Annotated in this window: 26 protein-coding genes; 25 read left to right on the forward strand and 1 reads right to left on the reverse strand. The window is 67.3% G+C overall.

Translation table 11 applies throughout. The features are described 5' to 3' along the window. Window positions 1–10: 10 nt before the first annotated feature. The 14 genes from ACFWZH_RS12875 (at window position 11) to ACFWZH_RS12940 (ending at window position 13,806) form a co-directional block, all read left to right on the forward strand. A complete protein-coding gene (locus ACFWZH_RS12875; protein ID WP_384428694.1) occupies window positions 11–1,753 on the forward strand; it encodes a hypothetical protein in 1,743 nt (580 codons plus the stop codon). Then, window positions 1,750–2,706, forward strand: coding sequence for a thymidylate synthase (locus ACFWZH_RS12880; protein ID WP_384428696.1), 957 nt, complete (start codon window positions 1,750–1,752; stop codon window positions 2,704–2,706). The genes ACFWZH_RS12875 and ACFWZH_RS12880 overlap by 4 nt, the downstream gene beginning before the upstream one ends. After that, window positions 2,706–4,433, forward strand: a complete 1,728-nt coding sequence (locus ACFWZH_RS12885; RefSeq protein WP_384428698.1) for a carbamoyltransferase — start codon at window positions 2,706–2,708, stop codon at window positions 4,431–4,433. Before ACFWZH_RS12880 ends, ACFWZH_RS12885 begins: the two co-directional genes overlap by 1 nt. Continuing rightward, window positions 4,430–5,482, forward strand: a complete 1,053-nt coding sequence (locus ACFWZH_RS12890) for a hypothetical protein (RefSeq protein ID WP_384428699.1) — start codon at window positions 4,430–4,432, stop codon at window positions 5,480–5,482. The genes ACFWZH_RS12885 and ACFWZH_RS12890 overlap by 4 nt, the downstream gene beginning before the upstream one ends. 96 nt (window positions 5,483–5,578) lie before the next feature. Continuing rightward, window positions 5,579–6,082 (forward strand): topology modulation protein, encoded by a 504-nt coding sequence (locus ACFWZH_RS12895; RefSeq protein WP_384428701.1) that lies wholly within the window; start codon window positions 5,579–5,581, stop codon window positions 6,080–6,082. Window positions 6,083–6,122: 40 nt separating this feature from the next. Next, entirely contained in the window at window positions 6,123–6,965 is an 843-nt protein-coding gene (locus tag ACFWZH_RS12900; protein WP_384428702.1) for a class I SAM-dependent methyltransferase, read from the forward strand. Continuing rightward, complete coding sequence (locus ACFWZH_RS12905) at window positions 6,965–7,726, forward strand: phosphotransferase (RefSeq protein ID WP_384428704.1); 762 nt, start codon at window positions 6,965–6,967, stop codon at window positions 7,724–7,726. Before ACFWZH_RS12900 ends, ACFWZH_RS12905 begins: the two co-directional genes overlap by 1 nt. Beyond that, window positions 7,723–8,379, forward strand: a complete 657-nt coding sequence (locus tag ACFWZH_RS12910; RefSeq protein ID WP_384428706.1) for a histidine phosphatase family protein — start codon at window positions 7,723–7,725, stop codon at window positions 8,377–8,379. Before ACFWZH_RS12905 ends, ACFWZH_RS12910 begins: the two co-directional genes overlap by 4 nt. After that, window positions 8,376–9,212 carry an aminoglycoside phosphotransferase gene (locus ACFWZH_RS12915; RefSeq protein ID WP_384428708.1) on the forward strand — a complete coding sequence of 279 codons (837 nt, stop codon included), beginning with the start codon at window positions 8,376–8,378 and terminating at the stop codon, window positions 9,210–9,212. The genes ACFWZH_RS12910 and ACFWZH_RS12915 overlap by 4 nt, the downstream gene beginning before the upstream one ends. Before the next feature lie 36 nt (window positions 9,213–9,248). Further along, entirely contained in the window at window positions 9,249–10,244 is a 996-nt protein-coding gene (locus ACFWZH_RS12920) for an NAD-dependent epimerase/dehydratase family protein (protein WP_384428710.1), read from the forward strand. Between the two features lie 37 nt (window positions 10,245–10,281). Next, window positions 10,282–11,403, forward strand: coding sequence for an NAD(P)-dependent oxidoreductase (locus ACFWZH_RS12925; protein WP_384428712.1), 1,122 nt, complete (start codon window positions 10,282–10,284; stop codon window positions 11,401–11,403). A gap of 34 nt (window positions 11,404–11,437) precedes the next feature. Next, complete coding sequence (locus ACFWZH_RS12930) at window positions 11,438–11,965, forward strand: NUDIX hydrolase (protein WP_384428714.1); 528 nt, start codon at window positions 11,438–11,440, stop codon at window positions 11,963–11,965. A gap of 41 nt (window positions 11,966–12,006) precedes the next feature. Further along, the gene (locus ACFWZH_RS12935; protein WP_384428716.1) at window positions 12,007–12,774 is read left to right on the forward strand and encodes a 3-deoxy-manno-octulosonate cytidylyltransferase; all 768 of its coding nucleotides are present in this window, start codon (window positions 12,007–12,009) and stop codon (window positions 12,772–12,774) included. A 150-nt stretch (window positions 12,775–12,924) separates the two neighbouring features. Further along, on the forward strand, window positions 12,925–13,806 hold the full coding sequence (locus ACFWZH_RS12940) for a hypothetical protein (RefSeq protein WP_384428718.1): 882 nt from the start codon (window positions 12,925–12,927) through the stop codon (window positions 13,804–13,806). A gap of 201 nt (window positions 13,807–14,007) precedes the next feature. Here ACFWZH_RS12940 and ACFWZH_RS12945 read toward each other — a convergent pair whose 3' ends face one another. Beyond that, window positions 14,008–15,219, reverse strand: coding sequence for a helix-turn-helix transcriptional regulator (locus ACFWZH_RS12945; protein WP_384428720.1), 1,212 nt, complete (start codon window positions 15,217–15,219; stop codon window positions 14,008–14,010). A 1,401-nt stretch (window positions 15,220–16,620) separates the two neighbouring features. Between ACFWZH_RS12945 and ACFWZH_RS12950 the strand changes: the two genes are divergently transcribed. The 11 genes from ACFWZH_RS12950 (at window position 16,621) to ACFWZH_RS13000 (ending at window position 26,458) form a co-directional block, all read left to right on the forward strand. Continuing rightward, on the forward strand, window positions 16,621–16,980 hold the full coding sequence (locus ACFWZH_RS12950) for a hypothetical protein (protein ID WP_384428722.1): 360 nt from the start codon (window positions 16,621–16,623) through the stop codon (window positions 16,978–16,980). A gap of 2 nt (window positions 16,981–16,982) precedes the next feature. After that, window positions 16,983–18,002 carry a hypothetical protein gene (locus tag ACFWZH_RS12955; protein ID WP_384428724.1) on the forward strand — a complete coding sequence of 340 codons (1,020 nt, stop codon included), beginning with the start codon at window positions 16,983–16,985 and terminating at the stop codon, window positions 18,000–18,002. Then, a complete protein-coding gene (locus ACFWZH_RS12960) occupies window positions 18,002–18,784 on the forward strand; it encodes an ATP-binding protein (protein WP_384428726.1) in 783 nt (260 codons plus the stop codon). The genes ACFWZH_RS12955 and ACFWZH_RS12960 overlap by 1 nt, the downstream gene beginning before the upstream one ends. 94 nt (window positions 18,785–18,878) lie before the next feature. Next, a complete protein-coding gene (locus tag ACFWZH_RS12965) occupies window positions 18,879–19,472 on the forward strand; it encodes a WhiB family transcriptional regulator (protein ID WP_384428728.1) in 594 nt (197 codons plus the stop codon). Continuing rightward, window positions 19,469–20,464, forward strand: a complete 996-nt coding sequence (locus ACFWZH_RS12970) for a DUF2637 domain-containing protein (protein ID WP_384428730.1) — start codon at window positions 19,469–19,471, stop codon at window positions 20,462–20,464. The genes ACFWZH_RS12965 and ACFWZH_RS12970 overlap by 4 nt, the downstream gene beginning before the upstream one ends. Window positions 20,465–20,568: 104 nt before the next feature. Further along, window positions 20,569–20,793, forward strand: a complete 225-nt coding sequence (locus ACFWZH_RS12975) for a hypothetical protein (protein ID WP_384428732.1) — start codon at window positions 20,569–20,571, stop codon at window positions 20,791–20,793. A gap of 269 nt (window positions 20,794–21,062) precedes the next feature. After that, a complete protein-coding gene (locus ACFWZH_RS12980) occupies window positions 21,063–21,413 on the forward strand; it encodes a plasmid mobilization protein (RefSeq protein WP_384428734.1) in 351 nt (116 codons plus the stop codon). Window positions 21,414–21,415: 2 nt separating this feature from the next. After that, on the forward strand, window positions 21,416–23,146 hold the full coding sequence (locus tag ACFWZH_RS12985; protein WP_384428735.1) for a relaxase/mobilization nuclease domain-containing protein: 1,731 nt from the start codon (window positions 21,416–21,418) through the stop codon (window positions 23,144–23,146). A gap of 75 nt (window positions 23,147–23,221) precedes the next feature. Further along, window positions 23,222–23,611, forward strand: coding sequence for a hypothetical protein (locus tag ACFWZH_RS12990; RefSeq protein ID WP_384428737.1), 390 nt, complete (start codon window positions 23,222–23,224; stop codon window positions 23,609–23,611). A gap of 196 nt (window positions 23,612–23,807) precedes the next feature. After that, a complete protein-coding gene (locus tag ACFWZH_RS12995; protein ID WP_362828021.1) occupies window positions 23,808–24,266 on the forward strand; it encodes a hypothetical protein in 459 nt (152 codons plus the stop codon). Window positions 24,267–24,268: 2 nt separating this feature from the next. After that, complete coding sequence (locus ACFWZH_RS13000) at window positions 24,269–26,458, forward strand: DUF6571 family protein (protein ID WP_384428740.1); 2,190 nt, start codon at window positions 24,269–24,271, stop codon at window positions 26,456–26,458. Window position 26,459: the final 1 nt, after the last annotated feature.

Raw genomic sequence — 26,459 nt, forward strand, 5'->3', positions numbered from 1 at the left:
CCTTGCGGCTTTGCCCATCGCACGCACGGCGGTGGATCGGCACGTCGCCGACGTCATGTCTGCCTTGGAGAAGTACAGCTCCCGACGGGCCGAGACGCCGGGCGGTGCCTCGTGGATCTACGTGCACCACGTTCCGGTCCGCCGTCTGGTCACACAGCTGGTGCGGAAGCTCCTGGCACTGAGCGCGTGGCCGGAGTTCGCCCACGATCCCGGCCCCGTGACGCCGGCCCCGCACGAAGGGTCGCTCGGGTTGCGGGAGAGCAGTTCACGCGAGTACCGCTCTTACACCGTCACCTGGTCGGGTGTCGCATACGCCCTTGGCGCGCAGGCACCGGACAAATCGGCGCGCTCCACCCGCCTGCGAAACCTTGCTGCGCTCTTGCCCGAGGACGGTCCTACAGGTTCCGCCGAGTCGTTCACAGTTGCGCCAGCGGAAGTTGTGGCACTTTCCTGGTCGTCCCGGCATGCCCAGACCCTGCTGCCGGTGCTGGAGAAACTAGCCGATGAAGGCCGATCCAGCCTGCTGATCGACCTCGCCACAGACCCGGTGGAGCGCTGCTCTGCCCCCGCGCGGACGTCCATCACGCTGTGTCCAGCACCCCCCGCCGCCCTCTCCGCCTCCGGCACCATTCCCGGACTGGGAGTGGAAACCGAAGAGCCGGTCGGAGGCCATGGAACGGTCCAAGTCGGGGTGCACGCTGTCCGGTTGGACCGGCTGGAGCGGCTGGCCGCCGCGCTCCTCGAAGGGAGCGGTGGGTGCACCCAACCGTCCTGGCGAGCCGTGGTGCGAGTAGAGGCGTGGCTCAATGGGCTGCTCGGCGTAGTACGCCCGCACACTGTGCTGCTGAGCAACGACACCAGCCCGCTCGGAGCCCTCGCCGCCCATGCCGCCGAGCGGCACGGCGCCACCACTGTGAACGTCCAGCACGGAGCGTGGATACCGGGGGCGGTCGCCTGGCCCGCCCTCCACAGTCGTCGCATCGTGGTGATGGGTGACCGCGACGTCGCACGGGCGAGGGCATGGGCCCGGCACCCCCATGCGGAAGTACACGTCCTCGGCCAGCCGCGCTTCGATGCGCTCGCCGACCTCGGGAAGGAAGCTCAGCGTCGTTATCTGCAGAAGCTGTTCGGCGCCGGCGGCGAACGGGGTCCAGAACGGATTGCGGTGTGGGCCTGCCAGCCGTTTGGACCGGACCGTCTGCAGGCTCAGGCCGACATCATCCTTGACGGCCTGAGAAGGGCCCAGGGGCGCTGGGGGCTGGTCATTGCCCCGCACCCCGCCCAAGAGCGCCACGTCTTCGACCGCTTGCTACAGCGGGACCACGGACGGCCGCCAGTGGCCGTGGCCGACACCCGCGTCGGGGCGCGCGGTTGTCTGGCGGGGGCGGACGCCGTGGTGAGCGTCTCCTCGACGTGCGGCATCGAAGCCGTACTCCTTGACGTGCCCGTCCTCGAACTGGGCCGTTCCGGCGACCGCACACTCGGCCTCGCCGAGCACGCCGTCGCGCATGACTGCCGTACGGGAGCCGACATTTCGAACGCGCTCGACCTCCTGAGCCAGGGGAGTGGAAGCGCCCGGGTGCCGCGAGAAGCGCGCGATGGGGTCTGCCGCTGGCGAGGCCACAGCGCTGCCGATATCGCCCAGCTCATCGTCCGCCAGGCTGAGGCCGGCACCTCGTACACCGACCCAAATGATCACGATGTCCCCGGTGCCGGGCCCGGCCTAGCTCGGGGCGAGGGAGTTACCCCATGACGAAATTGATCGCTGACAGTGTCGCCGAACTCTTCACCGGGGCCGTTTCGTTGGCCAAGGGTGGGGAGAAGGTCAGCCCCCGCGGGATGGGCACCCGCGAGATCCTTGACGTCAGCATGCGCCTGACTCAACCCCGGGCACGGCTCCTGTATGCGCCGCCTGTCCGCCTTGTGAACCCCGCCTTCGCGGTCGCCGAGACTGTCTGGCACCTTTCCGGCTCCGACGCCCCGTGGATCTTCGACTACAACACGCGACTGCGGAGGTACGCCGACGACGGCCTCCTGCGCGGCGCGTACGGGCCCCGGATGCGGAACTGGGCCGGAGAGGTCGACCAGCTCCACCGCATCGTCGAGATCCTCCAGGACGACCCCGATTCCCGGCGGGCGACCATCCAGCTCTACGACCCGGCCCGCGACGCTGCCGGCCACAAGGACGTCCCCTGCACCCTCGGGTTCCGATTCCACATGAGGAGCGGGCGACTGCACATGTCCACCACTATGCGTGGCCAGGACGTGTGGATCGGAATGCCGTACGACCTGTTCTTCTTCACCACGCTCCATGAGCTGGTCGCTGGATGGCTCGGCGCCGACCTGGGCGATTACCACCATCACGTCGACTCCCTGCACATCTACGAGCACGACCTGGAGAAGGCCGATGCACTGACCGCTGTGGCGGGGAGCCCGGTGATGCCTGAACTGGTCACGCCCTGGGAGGGGTTCGAGCAGCTCCTCGACCGGGCCCAGGCCGGAGAGGAGACGGGACACCCCGGCTGGGATGCCATGGCACAGACCATGCGCAGCTATCGGCTGTGGAAGGGCGGACAGCGAGAGCAGGCGACACGCGTCGCCGGCGCCATAGGCGGGCCTCTCGGTGCAGCGCTGACTGCCTGGTACGCCGAGCTGATTCACCGCGCCGGCAACACGCACACTGCCGCAGCAGCGGGGACTAGGTGATGGCTGCCGTGGCTCGTATTCCGTCCGTGGTGCTGGGCATCTGCTCCTTCACCCATGACTCCGCTGCCGCCCTCCTGACCGACGGTGAACTGGTGGGCTTCGTTGAAGAGGAGCGCTTGTCCCAGCACAAACACACCCGTGACTACCCCCGTCAGGCCATCGGGTGGCTGCTGGAGGAGGCCGGCATTACGCCCGGCGCTGTCGACGCCGTCGCGTACAACTTCCAGCCCGTGCGCTACCTCGCCGAGACTCCCGCCGCCCTGCGCATGGTGCTGTCGGGTGCGACGCGGCGACGCGCTCTTCCGAGGGCTGCGGGTTTCGCCAAGGTCGCCGTACGCACCCAGCATCGCCTGAACCTCCTTGCTCAGCAATTCCCCGGCGCTCGCGTCATCCCCGTACTGCATCACCGAGCGCATCAGCTTGCCGCATTCAGCGCGTCGGGCTGGGAGGAGGCGGCTGTGCTCGTCGTCGACAGCCTCGGCGAGCGGCAGACCACGACCATCGGCCATGCTCACGACAGCGCCCGCCCGCGGGTGCGCATGCTGGAGGGGCTCACGGACCCGGCTTCGCTGGGCTACGTGTACGGCGCGGTCACCGAGCATCTCGGCTGGCGCCGGGGCGACGAAGAAGGCACCGTGATGGCCCTCGCGGCCCTCGGCGACCCCGTCCGATTCCGCCACTTCTTCACCCGCGCGGTCTGCACCACTCCCACTGGCTTCAGAGTGGACCCGGCGTACTTCCCGCCCCGCGTGCTCGCCTCCGGCTACCCGCGCACCTCCCCTCGGTTCGCCGCCGAGACTTGTCCGGCCCGGCATCCGGATCAGCCGGTCCAGGAGATCCACCAGGATCTGGCCGCTGCCCTCCAGGAGCGCACTGAGCAAATCATGCTGCACCTCGCGCGACGTGCCCGCGTGCTGAGCGGTTCGCGGCGGCTGTGCGTGGGCGGGGGAGTGGCCACCAACTGCGTCAGCATCGGGCGGATCATCGAGGCCGGAATCTTCGACGAGGTCTTCGTCCCGCCGGCTCCCGGTGACGCCGGTACCGCGATCGGGGCTGCGGTCGCAGTGCACGCCGACGGCGGCAGCCCCCGGCCGTTGTCCGGGATCGCCCGTACCTGCTACCTCGGCCCGTCCTTTCCGGAACCGGTGCTGGACCTCACCCCGTGGACCTCCCTGCAACAGAAGAGCCTCGGAGCGGAGGCCGCGGAGTTCCTCGCGGATCAGCTGGCCCGAGGGATGATCGTCGGGCTGTTCCAGGGCCGTATCGAGGCTGGCCCGCGCGCTCTGGGCAACCGGTCCATCCTCGCCTCTCCCCTCGAAGCCGGGGTGGTCGAGCGGCTGAACGCCACAGTGAAATTCCGCGAGCCCTTCCGCCCGTTCGCCCCCATGGTCACCGCCGCCCGCGCTGGGGAGTTCTTCACCCTCGGACAGGCCGCGCCGTACATGTCCATGGCCTCCCAGGTGACGGATACCGCCCGCGAGCGCATTCCCGCAGTTGTCCACGCCAACGGCACGGCCCGACTCCAGACCGTCACGCCAGCACAGAACCCCTTCATGCACGACGTCCTGGAGGCGTTCGCCCGCCGCACCGGAGTGCCCGTCCTGATCAACACCTCGCTCAACGTCAAGGGCAAGCCCATCTGCGGCACGCCGGAAATGGCTCTGGACTGCCTCGCGAATTCCGGGCTCGACGTCCTGCTGCTCGAAGGGCGGTGGATCACCAAATGAAGATCGGATACAGCTTCTGGGGCTTCCTCGGAAACGGGGTCACCGACACCCCCGACGGAGGCCGTAGCCACCGCCGGCCGCTGATCGACGCGCTTCACCGGCGTGGTCACGACATCGTGTTTGTGCAGGCTGACCGCGATCGGCTCGAAGCGGGCGACGCTCTCGGCGGCGTGTACACCTTCGACGCCGGCATCCCGGACATCGACGCGCTGTTCCTCGAATGGCGCTGGCCCATCGAGGGACGCAACACCACCGCCTGCGGCACCCAAGGACACACCTGTGATCTCCACCGCCAAGCGGAGCTGCTCCAGCACTACACCGTTGGACGCCGTACCCCCACCGTGATCTGGGACAAGGACCGGCAACTGCGCGAGGACAGCATCTGGCGGCAGATCCGGAACGTAGAGGTGTGTGAGGCCGCCCTCACGCCCACCCCCGGTGCCCACTGCCTACTCTTCCCGGTCGACGATGCGCTCCTGGACGGGGCTGACCCAACCGCCCTGGCCAGCGAGGACCGGAAGACGCCGCTCGGCTACGTCGGCAACCAGTACGACCGCGACGACGAGTTCGACCGCTTCTTCGCTCCAGCCGCCGCCCGCTTCGAGCACCGAGTGGGCGGCAAGTGGACCAGTACCGAGCGATGGCCACACGTCACCTTCCTCGGCCGAATCCCCTTCAACGCCGTCTCCCGCCTCTACAGCAGCACACTGGCCACGGTCCTGCTCCTGCCCGAGCGGTACGCCGCGGCAGGACAGATGACCCAACGGATCTTCGAAGCCGTCCTCGCCGGCTGCCTGCCGCTGGCGCCTGGCAGCATCCGGCACGTCGAGCGATTCGTCCCAGAGGACCTGGTGGTCAAGACGGGTGGCCAAGTGATCCGGCGGATCGATGACCTCCAGAAGATCGCGGGCAGTCGGCAGCACGCCGAACTGATCTCGGAGTGCATCGGTCGGCTGGAACTGTTCCGGCTCAGTCATCAGGCAAACGTGCTGGAGTCCGTGCTGAACATGGCCACCGCCGCCGCGTCGTCGAGGCAGGGGGCCGCGTGATGAACCGCCTCGCTTGGGCCAGCAGGCCGAGATCATCCGTATGTGTTCCGGCGGCCGTGCCGTCCGGGCATCCGAGCACCTCTACCCTGGAGCACCATGAAGAAGGTCGTCATCGTCGGCTGCGGAGGCAGCGGCAAATCCCACCTGGCCCGCCAGCTGGCCATGCTGCTCGACGCACCGGTGACGCACCTGGATGCCGCGTTCTACGACGACGAGTGGAACGCCCTGCCCATGGAGAAATTCGCCGAGGTACAGCGCGAGCTGGTCGCGCAGCCGGCCTGGGTGATCGACGGGAACTACAACTCCACGCTGCAGATCCGTCTCGAAGCCTGCGACACCGTGGTGCTGATGGACGTCTCGACCCCGGCCGCACTGTGGGGGATCTTCTCCCGGCAGATCCGGCACGGTGCCGGGCACAAGGGCAATGGAGTGCACAACCGCATCCACTGGGGCGTGATCAAGTACGTGGCGACGTACCGCCGCAAGATGCGACCGCGAGTCATGGCCAAGATCGAGGAGTTCGCCTCCGGGCACGCCGACGTGGTGATGCTCACCAGCCGCCGGCACACGCGACGCTGGCTACAGCAGATCGCCGCGTAGCAGGCCTGAGCGCCCCACACCCCGACCGGGGGTGCGGCGCATGATCACCAACCCCTTTCTCGACCCTGATCGACAGGGCGAGCTGTATGGCAACGACGCCCGCCTGGCCAGCCGCTCCGCTGCCCTGATGCGGGCGAGGATCGAAGGCCGACCCGTCGCCGAGGCCATCGTCCAGCTGGCTCAGACATACCGTGCTGGGGCCGACCGCCGCCTCGGATTGGTGGCGGACATCGGCTGCGGCCGTGGCACCAGTACCCGAGTCTTGGCCGAGCAGCTGAAGCCGCAGCGCCTCCTGGGCATCGACGCCTCTCCTGCTCTGGTGGGCGCCGCTCGCAGGCGTGCCGGCCACCACCCCGGGACGCAACTGACATTTCTCCAAGGGGACTTCCACCACCTACCCCTCGCCGATACTTCGTGTGAGCTGGCTGTTGCAGCGTTCTGCCTCTACCACTCACCCGAACCCGGCCGGGCCATCGTGGAGATCGCCCGGACCTTGGCCCCCGGCGGGATCGCCGTGTTCGTGACCAAGGCCCTCGACAGCTACAAAGAGCTGGACGCCCTGGTGGCCGCGGGACTCGACCCGCACGCCGAGCGGCACGAGAGCCTCTACGCCACCGCGCACGGAGGCAACCTGGCCGACCTGACGAAGCCGGCCATGGACGTGTTGGCGGTCGAGCACGAGGAACACCGCTTCGAGTTCTCCGGTCTCGATCACGTCGCCGAGTACCTTGCCACCAACCCCAAGTACGACCTCGCACCCGGCTTGTACGGCAACCCGGGGGCCCTGGCCTCTGCACTTCATGAATGGCACGCGGACAAGCCGATCGCCACCACCTCGGTCATCACATACGTCGTGGCACGGTCTGAGAGAGGCCAGGCGTGATGCCGTTCCAATTCACCAAGGACTACGAGACTCCCGCGCAGGCAGCTGCCGCAGCACGTCACTACGGATGGCTGGCCAGTCATGCCAAGCCGCTGCAGCAGCCAGCACTGACGGCGGTCGGATCGACCAGTCTCACCTTCGAGTTCATCGACGGTCGCCATGCCCGGAGGGAAGACCTCCTGCGCCTGGCCGAGCTCCTGGGAGACGCGCACGGCGCTGCTTGGGCAAGCGACCTGCACCGCTCTCAGCTGGACAGGCCGTACGCATTCCGGGACGTAACCCTCTTCAAGGATTTCCGCTCATGCCGGGAGGCGGCCCTCCGCAAACGGCTGAAGCAGGGCTTTCTGCCCAACACATCTGCTCTACATGCCATGTTGACGTTGCTGGAGCGCTCCGCCGAAGGGCCCGCTGCCTTCTACAAGGACTGCAACCCGCGGAACTTCCTGATCACCAAGGGCGGCAGGGTCTTCAGCATCGACACGGACGATCTCACCCTCGCACCCTTCGGATACGACTTGGCCAAGCTGATCGCGACACTGATCATGACGCACGGCCCGATCACCCCGCCCGACATCGCCGCAGCTCTGGACGGATACAACCGTGCCGCCGCCCGTCACGACGCCCGGCTGGGCACGACGAGCCGAGAGCGCCTCGGCAGCTTTCTCGCACTTCATGCCGTACTGACCGCGCCGTACGTCGGGCGCCACGGCTACCACTACCGCTGGCTGCACCAGCACCGACGAACCCAAGGTCCCTTGTGATCACCACAGAACTCGTCTTCGTCCGCCACGGCGAGGCGCAGTGCAATGCCGACGGCCGCGTTGGCGGCCCCGCCACCTGCACAGGGCTCACCCGTCTCGGATATGTCCAGGTCCAGAGAGCCGCAGCCCGCCTGGCCGCCGAGCACCTGGTCCAGCCGTTCACCGCGCTGTACGCCGGCCCCCGACTGCGCCTCCAGCAGAGCGGAGAGCTCCTCGGGCAGGCCCTCGGCCTGGAGCCGCTCATTGAACCCGGCCTCGACGGCCCTGTTCACGGTGCGGCCGACGGCAAGCCCTGGCACTACGTGAAAACCGTGGCTAACGGAGGTCCGCATGCCCACCCCGACCAACCCTGGGCCGAAGGCTCCGACACCTGGAACGGCTACCTCCACCGAGCCGAAGCGTTCCTCCACGACCTCATCGCCCAGCACGACGGCGACCGCCTCCTCTTGGCCGTCCACGGCGAAACGATCCTTGCCACACACGCTCTGCTGCTCGGGCTCGGGTCGATGACGGAAGCCGGCTTCACCGTCTCGCACGCCTCCCTCACCAGATGGCAGCACCACCGCAACCGTCTCGGCCAGCGCCGGTGGATGCTCGACCGGCACAACGACACCGCTCACCTCTCCGCATTAGCAACGGGAGCGAGGCCGTGAGCACGACTGACGAAGACCCGCGCATCGCATTCGCACGTCAGACGATCGGGCCGGTCAGCATCGTTGCCGCCCCGCCCATCCCGTCCCACCTCGTGCAACTCGTCGACACTCAGGGCAACGCCTACTTCGCCAAGCAGCACGGAAGCCAGGCCCGGTACGTCCAAGAGGCGCGCGCGTACATGGCGTGGCGCCGATATCTCCAGGACCACGCCCCCGAGTTGGTCGCCCGCCAGGACTCCACGCACACGCTTCTCATCACTGCGGTGCCGGGGCGCAACGGTGACGCACTGCGACCGGGATCGGATGAGGAGGCGAGAGCGCACCACGACGCCGGAGCTGCCCTTCAGGCTCTTCACCATGCGACGGGCCGCCGTGTGACCGATGGCACCGGAGCCGCCCTGGCGGATCGGTTACGAAGCTGGGTTGCCAGGGCTGACCACGCGGACCTCCTGTCGAATGCGGAGCGGAAGCTCCTCCTACGAATCGCGGACGAGCTGGCCGGCAGTCGGATGGACAGCGCCGTCTGTCACCTTGACTACCAGCCCAGGAACTGGCACGTCGGAAACGGCTTCTGGACCTTCGACTTCGAGCACATGCGACGTGACGCCCGCATCCGGGACTTCGCCCGCCTTCACTTCCGCCGCTGGCAGGCAGCCCCTTGGCTGCGCGAGGCGTTCTTCACCGGATACGGGAGCCATCTCACGGACGCCGAGCAACGGCTTATGGAGCGATTCGGCGCCATTGAAGCCGTCACCGCACTCGTCCGCGGTCACGAACAGGGCGACATCGCCCTGGGCACCCACGGCCGCACCGTCCTGGCCCAACTCAGCTGACCACCCCAACTCACTCATCCACCCCAGGAGATTCCTGTGCCGGAAAACCGCTCCACAGCTACCCCAGCCGTCCCTCGACGCGCCCTGGTGACCGGCGCGGCCGGCTTCATCGGGTCGCACCTCGCCCACACTCTCGCCCGGGCAGGCGCCACCGTCATCGGAGTCGACCGCCGCGATCCCGCCAGAGACCAGATCGCCGCCGCCAACATCGCCCCGTTGCACAGCCTCCCGGGCTACCTGCACATCACCGCGGACCTGCTCACCTGCGCGGTCGATCCGTTCCTCATCGACACCGACGTGGTCTTCCACCTGGCCGGCGTCCCCGGCGTACGTCCCTCGTGGGGACCGCAGTTCAGCGAATACGTCAACGCCAATATCCTCGCCACCCAGCGGCTGATGGACGCAGCCACCCGCATGCGCGTCCCCCGCCTGGTCGTGGCCTCATCCTCCAGCGTCTACGGCCCCACCAACGGAGGTCCCAGCACCGAAGGTGACCACCCCCGGCCGGCCTCCCCGTACGCCGTCACCAAACTCGCCGAGGAACAGCTCTGTCTCGCCCACGCCTCCCGATCCGACTGCTCCACCAGCGTCGTCGCCCTCCGCTACTTCACGGTCTACGGCCCCCGTCAGCGCCCCGACATGTTCACCCACCGTGCTCTCAACGCCGCGATGACCGGGCAACCACTGCGCCTGTACGGGGACGGCCATCAGCGCCGCGACTTCACCTACATCGACGACGTCGTCACCGCCACCATCTCCGCTGCGGGCGCCCCCATCGACACAGGCATCGTCAACGTCGGCGGCGGCTCCAACGCCTCCTTGCTTGACGTGATCAACATCGCCAACGCCCTCATCGGCCGAGAGATCCAGATCCACACCGACGGAGCCCGCAACGGAGACGTACTGACCACCCGCGCCGACCCGCGTCGGGCCCGCTCCGTGCTCGGCTGGCAGCCCACCGTCGACCTGCCCGCCGGCATGCGCGCACAGATGCGCGCCATGACCCGGTCCGCACACCGATCGGCCGCCTGACCAGCTGGCAGCTCCCGTCCATGAGAGAGGAGTCGCTTTGGAGAGCCCGGAGAAAGCCCGGCTGGACGCCTTCTTCCGATGCATCACTGAGCGCTTCCCCACTGCTGGTGAGGTCAGGGCGCTGATCATCACGCACCTGCTCTTCGACCGACCGGCGTTCCTGCGCGCGATGGACCGCACGACCACGATCGCCGCCGTATTACCCAAGCCCAAGTCCGTGAACGCAGAGGCCCTGGCAGAGGTCCGCCGGACATACGCCGTCCACCCCCTCACGCGTGAAATGTTCGCGGATCCGACCAGTGCACTCGAATACCTCGAAGAAAATGTGCCTGGCTGTGACGTCGTCCTCCTCGACATCGGGGGCTACTACGCACCCAGCCTCGACACCCTCGTCGACAAATTCTCCGGACGCGTCGTTGGAGTCGTCGAGGACACCGAGAATGGCCACCAGCGGTACGCGGCGCTCGGCCAACTGCCCTGTCCCGTGTTCTCGGTGGCCCGCTCCCCGCTGAAGGACTGCGAGGACCACCTCGTCGGGCGGTCCATCGTCTTCTCCACGGACGCCTTGGTCCGTACCCGGGGCGACATTCTCACCGGCCGTGACGCCTGCGTCATCGGCTTCGGGAAGGTCGGCCGCAGCATCGCCCAGACCTTGCGGGCCCACGACCTGCGCGTCGTCGTCTACGACAACGATCCCGTCAAGCAAGTGCAAGCTCACGCGCAGGGCTTCCGTACTGCCGGCTCCCGTACCGAAGCGATCCATAGAGCCGGCCTCGTACTGTGTGCCACCGGCAACCTGGCCCTCCGCCAGAGCGACTTCGCCGCCCTGCGCAACGGCGCCTACATCGCCTCGGTCACCTCCTCCGAGGACGAACTCGAACTCGACGCGCTGAACGACCTGTACCGGAGGGCGCCTGCTGGGGAGCACCTGACTCGGTACGACGTGACGGGCCACTACTTCTACGTCCTCGCTGATGGCAATGCCGTCAACTTCCTGCACGGCGCGGCCGTCGGCACATACATCCACCTCGTACAGGCCGAGATAGTCGCAGCCACATCCGCGCTGATCCAGAGCCCTCACGACCCCGGCCTCCACGAGGTGGCCTCCGACGGCCGCCAGGCCATCGCCAGGGCTTGGCTCGACCACTTCGCCAGGTGATCCGATGCCTCCATCTCGTACGCACATCCGGAACGTGACCGTGGAGTATCTCGGGCGACACCCCGACGAGCGGGAAGCACTCCTGCCACTATTGGGTGCCCTGGCACGCCCGGCCGATCCCACCAGCCGCAAGACCTACCCAGGGCACATCACCTGCAGCGCCATCGTGATCGATCGGCACGCCCGGGTGCTGCACATCCACCACAGGGTCCTTGGCAAGGATCTGGCGCCCGGCGGGCACATCGAACCCGCGGACACCACTCTTCCCGACGCCGCTCTGCGCGAACTCCACGAGGAGACCGACATCCCGCCCAGCGCTCTGCTGATGTTGAACGGCTATGAAGACACTCCGCTCGACATCGACGTGCACAACATCGCAGCCGACCCCAGCAGGGGCGAACCAGCGCACCAGCACTACGACTTCCGGTTCGCCTTCCAGCTCCTCGGTGAGCGGAAGATCCACCTCCAAGCGGAGGAAGTCACGGACTATCGGTGGCTTCCCTTCCCCAAGGTCACTGCCCCCACGATCGCCGGCAAGCTCGCTCTTCTGCGCCTTCCATGAGTTCCTGACCCGTCTACCGTCCGGAGAACATCGTGGTCGTTATGCCAGCGAAGCCAACGAAGTCGAAGCATGCCCCACGTCGGCATATAGCGGTGATCCCATGCCGCTGGGGCGCATCACGATTTCCCGGCAAGCCCCTGGCCATGCTCGGCGACAAACCGCTGCTGTGGCATGTCCACCAGCGATGCCGAGAAGCCCAACGCCTTGACGATGCGGTCGTCGCGACTGACGACCACCGCGTCGAGGCGGTGTGCCAACAGCTCGGTATCCCCTGCATGATGACCGGCACGCACGCCACCGGCACCGACCGTGTCGCCGAATGTGCCGAGCACCTCCCAGCCGACGGGTATATCAACGTCCAGGGCGACGAGCCGTTCATCGATCCAGCGGCGATCGACGCCGTATCGGAAGCCGTGGTCCACCTCGACGCCGTACCTGTGGTCAATGCCTATACGCACATAGCCGACACAGCGGCTGCCATCGACCACAACGTCGTGAAGGTCGTCATCAGCGCGGACAACAACGCCCTGATGTTCTCTCGGCAGCCGATTCCGTACCCACGGGGTGACCACCCGGCCTACTTCCGCCAGCTTGGGCTGTACGGATTCACGGCAGCCGGCCTGGGGATCTTCCGCAAACTGGACCTGGGGCCACTGGAACGAGCCGAGGGCGTCGAGATGCTGCGCTTCATCGAGCATTCGCACAGCGTGCGGATGCTGCCCGTGGTGGACACCGGCCTCGCAGTGGACACCCCCGAGGACCTTGTCCGTGCCCGCAGCCTTCTGCAACGGACGCGGTCTCGTCCCTGAGCGGGACGTCCAGCGAAAGAGCAGCCGCGCCCATCGGGCTGCGGGCGGGTGTGAGGAGATGACCTGGCCGTCTGCGGCCCTGCCCGCGGCGCCACCTGCTCGGTCAGCGTTCCACATTGCCATATGGAACATTTACGGCAAAGTAGCTATATGGGCGAAAAGTCGAGCCTGGCGGGTGTGGCGGACCTGGCCGAGCGGCTTCTCCATCGCCCTTCGGCGCGTGACTTTGAGCACCCTTCCATCACTGTGTGTGATCAGAGTAAGGGCTGTCCGGCCGAGCGCCGTAAGGCCGTCGCGCGAGAGGTGCTGGGGGCTGTCATCGGGCGGATAGGACCGCCAACCTTGTACGGCGGTGCCGCCACCGGTCCTGTCGTTCGGTGGCGCAGCGAGGAGCAAACGGTGCTGCTGGATCGCGGCGCCCAAGGGGTGCAGCTGTCGGTGTGGCACACGGCAGAGCTGGAGGCACAGGAGGAGGCGGGCTTCGAGCAGGGCGAGTGCGCCGATCCAGCTGCCTATTACGGACGGCTGCCCTACCTGTGGCTTCTCTACCGGGGCTCGGGGCATCCGCCGCTCACCTTGCCAGCGGTGGATACGGCGCCTGACTGGCACTGGCTGGAAGAGTCGCTCACGGTGTTGCTGGGTGCGTGGTGGGAACAGCTGCCGGCCCAGATCGGACGGGACACCGCGGGCTTCAACATCGTCCCCCGCAGTGGTCAAGAGAGTGCGCTGGAGACGATCTCGATTCTCTGCTCGGAGACCGAGGGCGTGATGTTGCTGGTGGACGACCGTGAGGTGGCCGGTGGGACCCCAGACGCGGTCATGGAGGCCAGGGGGTGGCGGGGCCAGATCATGGGCTGGTGGTTGCGGGACTTCTACGACCTGGGAGCGCAGGGGGCTGGTGCCGCCGCCAGGATGGCGGTTCAGGAGCTGCGCCTGCGGGGAGTGCCCTCGCCGTATGGGCTCGGCATAGAGGACGTCAGGTGCGAGGACGGCGGCCTGCTGGTGCTTCCCGGCCTGGCCATAGGAACGTGAGCCCGCTGGTCCAGGCCGGCGATGGGGCCGCGCCGTCAACCGATGTTGGGCCCCAGTCAGCTACGGCGAGCGGTGCTGAACCCTGTTTCGCCGCGCCCGCTCAGCCCCCGATGGGTGCCCACCGCGGCCAGGACTGCGCGCCGCTGCGACACCGGGCCGGGCCCCGAACCCGGCCACGGCGAGGGGGAAGTGAAGTGGTGGTCAGATTTCGTCGACCGGGTGCCACGTGTAGGGGACCCGGTCGCGGTGGGTCTCCCATTCGTCGCGGTGGATCTCCTCCAGCACTTCGATGCGGCGCCGCAGCTGAGCGGTCATCTCCTGGGTGCGCTGGACTGCGTCCCTGGAGTCGATGGGCAGCAGTGCCCGGGTGAGCAGCTTGTACTCCTCGGAGGCGCCCTTGACGTGGATGGCCTGTGGCATGCGGACGATGACCGTATAGGGGTTGACTTCGGCGACGTCCCAGCGACCGTCGTCCTGGCGCGCGGCCCAGATGACGGTGCGGGTCGACGGGCCGTAGGTCAGTCGGCAGCCGTGTCCCATGAGCTCGCTGAGAATCGGCAGCGCAATGGCCCCCTCGCCGGCGTACTCTGCGGCTTCGGCAGGTGTGGTCACACTGATCTGCCCCGGGAGCAGAGCGTTCGACGACCGGCCTGATCCCTCACCACTCTTCGCACCCTGCCCAGGGGCATCAGTGGTGGCGTCGCTGTCGTTGAGCGGGCTCATGATGACCATGCGGCAGTCCGGCAGGGCCGCCGGGAAGAGCGTCTGGGACTCCAGCTCGATGATCTCGAAATTGTGGTTGGGCAGGGACACCCGGTAGTAGAACGCCTCGCGGGCCTCGGTGACGTCGCAGCGCTCTTCCCACAGTCGGCGCAGGTGGGCGTCCCCGTTGATGATCTCGGCGACGAGGGCGCCGATCTCGGCGTCCTGGGGGTGCTGGAGTGCCGAGAAGCGCAGCATCGCCAGCCACTCGATGGCGTGCTTGTTCCAGTCCACGAAGACCGTCTTGGCCTCGTCGCTGAGCAGAGACCACCGCATCAGGTTGGCGCGCGGATCCATGACCCACGGACACCAGGTCTTCATCGGGTCGTTGTAGCCGATGATGTTCCACTTCGAGTCGAGCAGCCAGGCCGGATTCGTCTGCTGGTCGAGCAGCGCCTGCACCGCACGGCGGGTGGGCGTATCGAAGGCCGGAGCGGGGCCAGCAGCGACGGCACCGCCCATGCTGTACAGGAGCAGGGCCTGTAGCTCATCGCGGCCGAGCAGGAAGAGCTTGCCGATCGCTTCGCACTGCTCGCGAGTCAGCCGCGTGTTGGCGCCAGCTTCCAGATCGCGGTACCAGCGTACCGAGCGCTCACAGGCGTCGGCGACGTCCTGCTGCGTGACCTGCCGGCCGAGCCGTTCACTGGACACAGCTCGCCAGGCCCGGAGCAAACCGGCAAGGCCCATCAATTGCGCCGGGGTAAGCGGTGCCCTGTCCTCCCGGTTGGCCCGTGATGCAGCTTGTCGACCCTGGGACGGATCGACGCCGCCCCGTCCGGGGCCGCTCTCGGCAGGTCCCGCGCCCATTGAATCCTCCGTGCTCTGCTGCCTGCGTCAGGGCCATCGCAGCCCTCGTCGAGGCATGGAAATGGGCGACGGCGATCGGCCGTCCCCCACCCCAGGTTTCTTCCGTACATCGACAATACGGAACTTGAATTTGATCTTCCGTCGCTTCCGTGATCGATAAGGGTGAAATTGTGGGGCACGCCACAGTCGGAATGAAGGATCATTCCAATGTTCTACTTTTCCGCTCGGGCAAGGCGGTATCTACGGCCCTGATTCGGGCATAGCAGGCGGCAAAAGATTGCCGCCCGTGGTCGGGGGCAAAAAATTGCCGGTCCCTTCTCGCTCGGCTTGCCGAAAGGTGCAGGTGATGGGTAATCGACTTTCTTCTTCTCTCGGACGTGTTGTCACATCCGTTGTGTGTAAGGGAGTTGCAGTTGTCGATCTCCTTGATTGCGCGATCATGATCTCGGCTCTACGCGCGTTGGGTCCGGGTTGTGCGTGCTTTGACTAGGGACTTTCGGACCGCTTAAATCGCTGCACGGGCTGGTTCGGCAATCAGTTGTGCCGGACCTTGGTCAGCAGAGGAGTGGCATTGCAGTCAAGCGAAATGAAATGGTCCACCTCCTGCCCACGTTTACGCCGCGATGGCATGGCGCCACTCTCCGCGCTGTGGCAGAAGCCTCATTCCTGCCGAACTCTCGGCGACGTGCTCTCGTCGGCGGAAGCGGCAGCATCTTTTGGATCTTCGTGCCAGCCCTGCATGTGCTGTTAATCGCTTGCGGGCAGCAAGCCTGAGCGGAACGTCACCAACGCTATGGAGGTGGCCACTAGGTGTCCGCTGGCCTGGTGCTTGTCTGGATGACGCCGTTGCTGTGCGGACGCTGCGGGTGACGGTCCGCTCGGGCGAGGACACGAGATCGCCCGCCCGCACCGCTCCGGCTCCATCGGGGGAGTTCCGTATGTCGAGTTGGCGTCGAAGTGGTCCAGCATCCGCTGTGCGCTGGAGTGTTGGGAGCGCCACGCATATGTTGCTGGTCCCTCGGCGAAATCGCCGATCGAAGCCCATATAGAGGGGGGACCAGCATCCGCGCTGAGCGCCAAGTCCTCTGATTTTCAGAGGGAAATGAGACCGGCGCCCAGAAGTTCGCAGCTTCCGGGCGCCGGGCCCCGCACCCCGAAGGGCGCGGATTTGTAACCGGGACGAGCCGGCTGACCTTTTCGACGAGAACGGCCGTCCCACCCCGCCTACCATTGAGGAATTCTCGCATGCCCGAATCCCGGGGCGGAAGGGCCCACGCTGCCCAGCCCGCCAAGGCCGTCGCACCCACTCTCGGCCTTCGCCGGCACCGCCTGGTTGCCCTGCTCGCGGAGATGGTGCCCGGTGCCCGCACCATCCGCGTCTCGCAACACCAACCCGGTCAGAGCTGGCCGAGCCCCTACGCCCGCGCATACGACTCCCGGGGGCAGCTCATAGCCCTCAACCGGGCCCAGCGTATGACGGCTGCCCGCTGGGTGATCCGCGCTCACCCAGAGCTGAGTTGGGACGAGGCACATGACATCGACCTGGTCAGCGGGGCGCTGCGACCTGCCACCGATGCGTACGCCGTCACGGGCAGGGGCCGCTGATCATGGCGAGGATCCGCACCATCAAGCCCGAAGCGTTCTTCAGTGAGTCGCTCGCGGAGGTGAGCGTCCACGCCGAGCGGACCTTCTTCGGCCTCCTTACGCAGGCCGATGACCACGGTCGCTTCCGCGACAACCCGGCGATCATCGCCGGGCTGCTCTGGCCGCTGCGTGCCGAGCACACCTCGGTGCACGTCGAGGACGATCTGCAGCAGCTGGCCGATGCGGGGCTGATCTGCCGGTACACCGGCTGCGACGGCCGCCGGTACCTGCACATCGTCACCTGGTTTGAGCACCAGAAGATCGACAAGCCCTCGCAGTCCCGTGTCCCGGCCTGCCCGGAACACCACGCCAAGGAACGGTGCGGCGCCTGCAAGGGCGAGTGCACCGTGCTCCACGCGGGCACTCCGAGCACTCCCCGAACCCTCCCCGAAGATTCCCCGAAGGCTCCCCGAGCCCTCGATCGGCCGTCGAAGTCCCCCACGAAGCCTCCCGCCGCCCGGCCCATGAGCAAGGCCGGCCAGCAGACCACCCTCGACGGCACAACCGAGGCCCCTCACCGCGTTACCAAGAAAAGCGCAGGTCGGAAGCCAGTCGCGGAGGATTCCCCGAAGGCTCCCCGAAACCTCCCCGAGGGCTCGGCGCCTGGATCTAGGATCTTGGATCCTGGATCTCTTATCCCTACGGGGCGCACAGCGCCCGCGCCCACACCCTCTGCGCAGGACCTCGTCGGCGAATACATCGCCGCCTGCAATGAGCGTCCGCCGGGTGACGTGATCGGCTACCTCGGGCGCATCGTCAAAAAGCTTCTGGGCGAGGGCATCGCCCCGGAGCACATTCGGGGCGGACTGCAGCGCTTCGCCGCCAACCCCAAGCACCCCAGCGTGCTGACCAGCATGGTCAACGAAGCCATGAACGCCTCACCAGCCGGTTTGGCGCGGCCGGAATCGCGGCCTAACCTGCCCGGTCACCGGGCCTGGGCCAACCCCGCCGACCCTGCCGCCGCCTACGCCGAGGAGCTGTGATGCGCGACCACGACGCCCAGCCCGTCGGCGGCATCGCCCGTCGCCTGGCCCACATCCTCACCTCCCGGGGCATCGACCCGACCGCCCAACTCACCGACCCGGCCGAGCCGATCCCGGCCCTGCAGGCGGCGCAGGCCCGCATCCCGGCCCGCTACCAGGACGCAGTCGCCGATCACCCCGCTGTCGCCGCCTGGGTCCGCGAGGTCGCCCAGACCGGACGCCCTGGCCCCAAGGGGGCTCCGGGCATCGCCCAGGGTCGCTCGCTGCTGATCGTCGGCACCACCGGCACCGGTAAGACGCACCAGGCGTACGGCGCGGTCCGGTCTCTGCTCCTCGCCGGTGTCCGGCTGCGCTGGAAGGCGATCACGGCCGCCGACCTGTACGCGGAGCTGCGGCCCCGGGCCGGGCATGACGGGGAGCGGGAGCTGATGGATCTTGCCCGCTGCCCGCTGCTGATCATCGACGACCTCGGCGCGGCCAAGAGCAGCGAGTGGACCGAGGAGGTCACGATACGGCTGATCAACCGCCGCTACAACGAGATGCTCCCGACCCTGGTGACGACCAACCTCGGCATGGCCGACCTGCGCGTCCACATCGGCGACCGCGTCGCCTCCCGGCTGACCGAGATGACCGACAAGGTCATCCTCGACGGCCCCGACCGGAGAAGAGCCATCGCAGCTCAACGCCGCAGCATTACCGCCGCCACGCCGCCGGGATACACCGAACCCCCTGAGCTGGCTGCCCCCACCGCAGGATCCTCGGCTCGCCGCCCCAGCCGCTAAGAGCCGTTCGCGACCGCCGCCACCGGTCCGCCTTCACGCACCAACCCCCAGGCTGCGCCTGCCCAAACGCGCCCGGGGCGAACGGAGACCCCTCATGAACAACACCGAAAACCCCACGCCGCGGACCCTCGGCGACATCTCCTGGCACGACCGCGCCGCCTGCCGCTCCACAGTCCATGACCACGGTGACCCGGACCTCTTCTTTCCCGAGCCGGACGAGATGGACCGCATCCGCGCAGCCAAAGCGCTGTGCCAGCAGTGCCCCGTGCGTACTACCTGCCTCGATGCCGCCCTCGAAAACGGCGATCAAGACGGCATCCGGGGCGGCATGACCGAAGAAGAACGCCACTCCCTTCACCGTAAGCTCCAACACCGCCTCAACTACGACCGCGTCAATGCCGTCCTGTCCGGCAGCGACATCCACCTCACCACCGCCGAACGCCGGGCTGTCGCCCGCGCTGCCTACCAGGCCGGCACCCCGGTCGAAGAGCTCGCCCGCATGCTCAAGGTCACCAAGGAGCACGCTCAGAAGCTCTACCGCCGCACCCGCCGGCAGATCCGCAACCGGGCGGTCGACCAGCAGAAAAAGGTCAACAAGGGCGAGCAGACTCCGAAGAGCCGGACCGCGACTCTGAAGAAGCCGTCGGCGAAGGCTCCTTCCCGCGACGACCTCGGGAAGGCGGCATGAACCACGTCGCGCCGATACCGACCCGGATCACCGGCTGGGACCGCGCCGCCATCGTCACCCTCGGCGGCGCCGGATGCGCCCTCTCCTACGACGCCCTCCAGCAGATGGCCATCGCCATCCACATCCGCGGCCTGCTGACCTATCTCTTCCCCTTCGTCATCGACGGTTTCATCGCCTACGGCGTACGCGCCCTGCTGGTCCTGCGCACCGCACCGCTCGCCGCCCGCTGCTACGTGTGGCTGCTGTTCGGCACCGCGACGGCCGCGAGCATCTGGGCCAACGCCCTGCACGCAGTACGCCTGAACCAGCAACGGCCCGAAGGCGCAGGGCTTCGGCTCGGCGACATCACGGTCGGGGTCCTGTCCACCATCGCTCCGCTGGCCCTGGCCGGAGCCGTCCACCTGTACATCCTCATCGCCCGCCGGGTCAGCGGGACCGCTCTCCCGGGACACCCGGAGACGTCCGCTGTCCGGACTGACCGGGTCACTGCTGACCACCCGGACACCGGGGTCGGCCAGGACGAGCACCAGCTAGCCCCACTGCCTGAACCACATGCCAACCGCCTGGCGGTCGCGGTCGGCCGGGACAGCCAGGAGACGACTGTCCCGGATGGCCTGACCGTCCAGGACGGCTCGACCGAGCCAGGACCTGAGCACCATGGCCGAAGGGATGACCTGGGCGGACACCCGGACACCAGACCCGCCTCGGCCGCTCGCCCGCACCTGGCTGTGCCTCCCTCCGAACAGCCGGACATCCAGCCGGTCACTGATCCGGATGCCTCGGACAACGGCACTCCAGACGCCAACCCGGTGACCGACGATCTCCTGCCAATCGCCCGCCAGGCGGTCACCGAGGCGGGAAAGATCACCCGCCAGGTCGTCGCGGACGCCATCCGGGGACAGAACCTCCCCCTCGCCAACGACCGGCTGACCGGCGTGATGCAGCAGCTTCGCGCAGAGGCCAACCGGGCCCCGGTCAGCAGGACGGGCTGACCGAACCGACCCCGTCAGCGGGTGACCCGGCCCTGCCCTGACTGCCGGGTCACCCGCCCCGGAGCACCACACCATCGACCTCTCCACACAGCGGAGGCACCACGATGCGCACCACACCGGCCACCCACGCCGAGGCCGACGCCTGGATCACCGTGCTTCGCGAGTACGGACACCTTCACAGCGCCGAACCCGGTCCCGAAGGCGCCTGGACTGTGCAGCGAACCGCAACCAGCCGACCCCGAACCCTCCATCACCCGGTCCTCACCCTCGACTTCGTCGCCGAGGTCCTGCGGGACATACGCCGCAACGCCCCGGGGCTGGCCCGATGACTGCCGTCGAGACCGCCGGCACAACCCCTGACCTGGGCGAAGGCCACTGCCCGGCACGAGGCCGAGCAAGCTGTACCTTCCGAAACTCCTCCGCAGCCACGGGCAGCGGAGGAGTTTCGGATGGGCTTACCCCCACCCTGGGAGAGGCGGGGGAGGCCCGGCACCAGGGGGTGCCGGGCTCTGGGGCTGCGACCGAGGGCGGACCGCAGCCGGGAGGGGAACCGAACGCGCCCGCCGCGCCACGAACGCGTCCTCGTCTGCGCCAGAGCGTGCACCGCGATCAAGTCCGCAGTGTCCGCCTGACCCGAGACGAACTCGACACCGTCACCCGCGCCGCCGAAGCCGCCGGTCTGAAGACCGCCGGGTTCCTCGCTGACGCCGCGGTGGCGGTCGCCCAGACACAAGGGGGTTCCAAGGCATGGCTGTTGGATCAGCGGGGGCGGGTGGAAGAACTCATGGCCGCCAGTGCCCAGCTCGCCCGCGTCGGCAACAACCTCAACCAGATCGCCCGCATCCTCAACTCCGGCGGCCACGTCGATTACGCGGACGAGGCAGTGGCCCGTGTCCTGCGGGCCGCCGTGCGCGTCGAAGACGCAGCCATCGAGATCGCACGGCGCTGACGATGGTGCCCGACATCTCCACCGGCAGCCGCACCTACGGACTGCTCAACTACCTCTACGGCCCCGGCCGCCGCGAAGAACACACCGACCCGCACCTGGTCGCCGCCTGGATGCCGGAACTCGCGCCCGACCCGGGACGTGACCCGAAGGCCACGCTCAAGCAGCTCACCGACCGGCTCGACCTGCCTGTCCTCGCCCTGCCCAAGCACCGCCGACCGGCCCGGCACGTGTGGCACTGCCCCGTACGCACCGCCCCAGGCGACCGCCACCTCACCGACGCCGAATGGGCCGAGGTCGCCCGACGCATCGTGCACGCCACCGGCATCGCCGAGGAGGGCGACGACAAGGCATGCCGCTGGATCGCCGTACGCCACGCCGACGACCACATCCACCTCGTCGCCACCCTCAAGCGCGAGGATGGGCGCAGCCCTCGCCGTCACGAGGACGGCATCCGCGCCCAGGCCGAATGTCGCAAGATCGAAGCCGAATTCGGCCTGCAGATCCTCAACGACGGAGACCGCACCGCCGCCCAACGGCCCACCAGCGCCGAACGCTCGAAAGCCGAGCGCGCCGGACGAACCGAGACACCCCGCGAGACCCTGCGCGAGCGCGTCCGCCAGGCCCTGGTCGGCGCCGCGAACGAGGAAGAGTTCTTCCGGCGTCTCGCCGAGGCCGGCCTCCGCATCGAAAAACGCCTCGCACCTTCTGGTGACGCCCTCGGGTACAAGGTCGCCCTTCCCGGCGACCGCAACCGTGACGGCGAACCCATCTGGTTCTCCGGCTCAAAGCTCGCCCAGGATCTCTCCCTCCCCAAGATTCGCCAGCGCCTCGACTCCGGACTGTCCGACGACGCAGCCATCGACCACCCCGGTGAACGAGTGCCACGTCCGGCTCGTGCTCGGCGTGAGGCAGCTCCCGCCGTTGAGCGGGCCGCTTCGGTACTGAGCGGAGAGGACGACGCAGATTCCGCCGCACAACTGGTCGGCCTCGGCGAACTCCTTGACGGCCTAGTCCAGACCTCCCCGGCCTCAACCCGCAAGGAACTCACCGAGGCCGCCCGCGCCTTCGAACGCGCCACCCGCTCCCACATCCGCGCCGAACGTGCCGACAACCGCGCCCTCCGCTCCGCCGCCCGCGGCATCATCCGCGCCGGAAACGCCCTCGGCCAAGGCGAGGGCGGCGGCGCCACCGCGATGCTCCTGTCCACGATGGTCCTCGTCACCATCGCCGCCGCCCGCTGGCACTCCGCCCGCGGCCACGCCCAGCAAGCCGCCGCAGCACAACAAGCCGCCCAGCACCTTCGCGCCGCCTACCGGACCGCTGCCACCACCCCCATGAACGCCATGCACGAGCACGGCCGCCGCCTCCCCGAACCCATACGACAGCGGTACGCCAGGACCCTGGAAGCCACCCTGCCCGAACAGGCCGACCGCCTACTCCGCGAACCGGGCTGGGACGCACTCGCCGTCACTCTCGACCAAGCCGAGCGAGCCGGACACGACCCCGACGCCCTGCTCCAGCAAGCCATCGAATGGCGCGAACTGGACACCGCCGACAGCGTCACCGACGTACTCGTCTGGCGACTGCGACGGCTGGGCAAACTCCCCGCCACCGTGAACCCGCCCCGAACGCGTACCAACTCGCGAACAGCCCAGCCCCCGAAGCCGCAGGTGCCCGAGTCCGCCGCCCGGACCAACCTCAACGGCCCCCGCCAATGGGGCCCGAGGCGCTGACCAGCTCGACAAACAGATGGACACAGGCCGCCGCCCCTGTTACGGCTGGTCAAGAGAGACAAGGAGACGATGCGGATGCTCAGCGAAGACCTTCAGTCCCCGAGAACCGCTCAGCCGGCGACGACATCCGGCGACGATCCGCTCCTGCGGCTCCAGCAGGAGACGCAGCCCGCAGGCGACAACATCGGTCTGCGCGCCACCACACACCCGGAGGAAATCCGCATCACCGGCATCGCCGTCATGTGCCCGCAGTGCGGCGCCCGGCGCGACTGGATGGTGATCTGCGACCGCAACGAGATCAGCATCCGCTGCCGTTGCGCGCACCAATGGGTTGAACGCGAACTGACCCGAGCCGACTACATGGCGATGATCGGCGAAGGCATCGGCCAGGACTACCCGAGCTTGGAGGCCGCAGCACAGGCCGCAGGGTATGACGGCGCGCTCGCCGGCGCCTACCTATCCTGATGTCCTCGTGCAAGGGGCAGGGTTTGAATGCCTCGGATGGTTGCTTTACCTGCCCCTATCACCGTGCGTAGAGGGAACGTCAGGTCGGCTCGAATCAGCCCCCGGAGCCGATTGCTCCCGTCCACTTGACGCCCTAGGCTCCTGCTTCCGTGTGTTCACAGTGATCACAGCGCCGCACCGCCACGGGGGAAAGCACGTGACCTACGACCAGGATTGGGACCGCCAGCTCAATCCGTTCCGTTACAACGCTGACGGATCGCTCACAGATGCCGCCAAGCGGCAGAACGTGACGATGGAGCTCAACTCCGCAGGGGGCAAGGGAAGTGGGGGCGCAGGGAGCGGAGCCCGGCAGACGTCGGTTCGCACGGCTGCGCTGACCAAAGCGGCCAAGGCGCTGGAGGATCTCCGGGGCGATACCGACAAGGTGGACCAGCACGCGCTGTCGGAGACCGATGTCGCATCCAGCGCACTGGGCGGCTGGCAAAGCTCTCAGGGGCTCTCCGCACTGCACAAGAGGTGGGCGGACGAGTCCGTGCATCTGAGCACGATGCTGTCCGACGCCGTCATGAAGCTGCACAACACCACCAGTTCGTACGAGCGGACAGACCACTCCGAGAAGTCCAGGATGGACTCTCTTGACGGTGGGAGGAACTGATCATGGTTGCGTTCTCAGATCTCCTCCACGCCGACCTTGGCAAGCTCCAGGCAGCAGCGGACGAGTGGAAGCTGCTACCCAAGAAGTACCAGGGCCTGCAAGAGCTGTTCGAGGCACGTGTCACGAAGCCCCTGAAGTCCGACTGGCACGGGGATGCGGCTGCCCAGGCACAGCTGTGGCTTATGAAGATCAAGGAGCAGTACGCCGCCGCGGCGCAAGAGGCGCACGCCATTGCGACCCTGCTGTTGGACGCCCACGCGGAGTTCAGTGCCGCACAGAAGAAGCTCCGTCGGATCATCGATGAGGAAGCACCGGCCGAGAAACTCCAAGTGCTGGACAACGGCATGGTCATCGATACCGATCCGGATACCCAGGGTTTCATGGCTGGCGGATATAGCGATGTCTTCCACCCGGAGCGCAAGGCCAAGGTCGAGGCCATTCAAGGGCGCATAGCGAAGGTGCTGCGGGATGCCACCGCAGCGGACGAGGCTGCGGACTGGGCGCTGCGTCAGGACTCCAACGGCAAGAACAACGCTTCCTTCAACAAGAACATCTACACGTCGTTGGACTCGGCCCGGGAAGCCAAGAAGGATATGGCCGAGGCTCTGAGACTTACCAAGAAGGGTGAAGATCTCACCAACGACGAGCTGGACCGGTTGGCGAAGATCCTTTCCAAGCGCAAGACCGACATGGTCTTCGCGGAGCGGTTCGCCACCACGCTGGGTCCGAAGGGGGCGCTCGAGTTCTGGCGTGAGGCATCGGGCCCGGGCTCGGGAGAGCGTGGAAGCGAGCGTAACGCCGCCCTCAAGCAGCTGCAGGACGGCCTCGGTTCCACACTCGGCATCGCCACCCAGAGCGACAGCGCGGCGATGGACGGGTGGAAGGAGAAGATGCTGGCGCTCGGGCCGCAGACCATCGACCCGGGAGGGCCGGGCGGGCCCAGCGCCAAGGGGTACCAGCTCATGAGCAGCCTGATGCGCAGCGGCAGCTACGACACCGACTTCCTCAACGATTATGGCCGAGACCTCGTGAAGTACGAGCAGTCCAGAAGCCCATCGACACCGAGGGGCCTGTGGGCCCCGGACTCCACGATGCCGCGGATTGACTATTCAGGGGATGGACCAGGTGCCGACCCCATGACGGGGTACATGGACGCGCTGAGCATGAATCCGGAAGCCGCCACCCAGTTCCTCGACCCGGGCGACCCGCGTAAGAACGGAAGCCTCAAGTACCTGGTAGATGACCGTGAGTGGGTGCCGGACGGTTTCCATGAGAAGACCGGGCAGGGAGCGTTGGCGATGGCCATCGAGGCCGGCGCCACAGGGCATCAACCGGGACAGGAAGATGCCGTGCGTGATCACACGGCATCGCAAGCCAGGATCATGCGCGACGCCATCAACATGCTCGACGGCGGCTCGAAAAACGAAAAGCTTCCTGACGGGATGCACCTGCCGATCGCCCATGCTCTGGGCGATTACGTCTCCGACACACAGGACATGCTGTCGAGCGTCAACGACGCCTCGTCGCATCACAAGGAAGACAAGGCATCGGGGGTGTGGGCGGACGAGACGACCGGACAGATGCGTATGGCTGTTGATCCAGAGTCATTGATCAGAGTCATGCGTGGAGTTTCGGACGATCCTGGCGCATATCACGTGATCCAGGAGGCGCAAACCGCCCACACAGCACAACAGCTGGCCGATATCCCCTCGGGAACGAGTGCAGAGAAGGCCAAGGAGCTGATGGCCGACTCTGCAACAGCAATGGGAGCCATCGACGCTGTTCAGGGTGACGTCATCCTCGATCGCCGAGACGAGGGCCGCTCTGACCATAAGTGGTGGATCGGGAAGGCCGGATATCACGGGGCAGCAGGGATTGTTACCAAATTCCCTGTTGTTGGCGACATCGCGGTGCGGCTCACGGATGTCGGTGCCACTGCGTGGCAACAACACATGGACACCGCCACCGACGCGCGTGCTGCAGACGAGATCGCTGAGAACACGCTCAATGGAAACGCGGGCAAGGGTGGGAAAGCCGGCATCAATGCGATGATCGCCGAATTGTACGAGCAGCGAGGAATGCGGCCTGATGCGTCACATGTGAACTATGTTCAGCATGAAGTACGGGGAATTTACGAGGATGGCCGTACCGATGTTCAAGATGTCCTTGGGCGAGGAAAGAACAATAACTGAT

Origin of the sequence: Streptomyces sp. NPDC059008 (genome assembly GCF_042749045.1) — a bacterium.
In the GTDB taxonomy this organism is placed as follows: Bacteria; Actinomycetota; Actinomycetes; order Streptomycetales; family Streptomycetaceae; genus Streptomyces.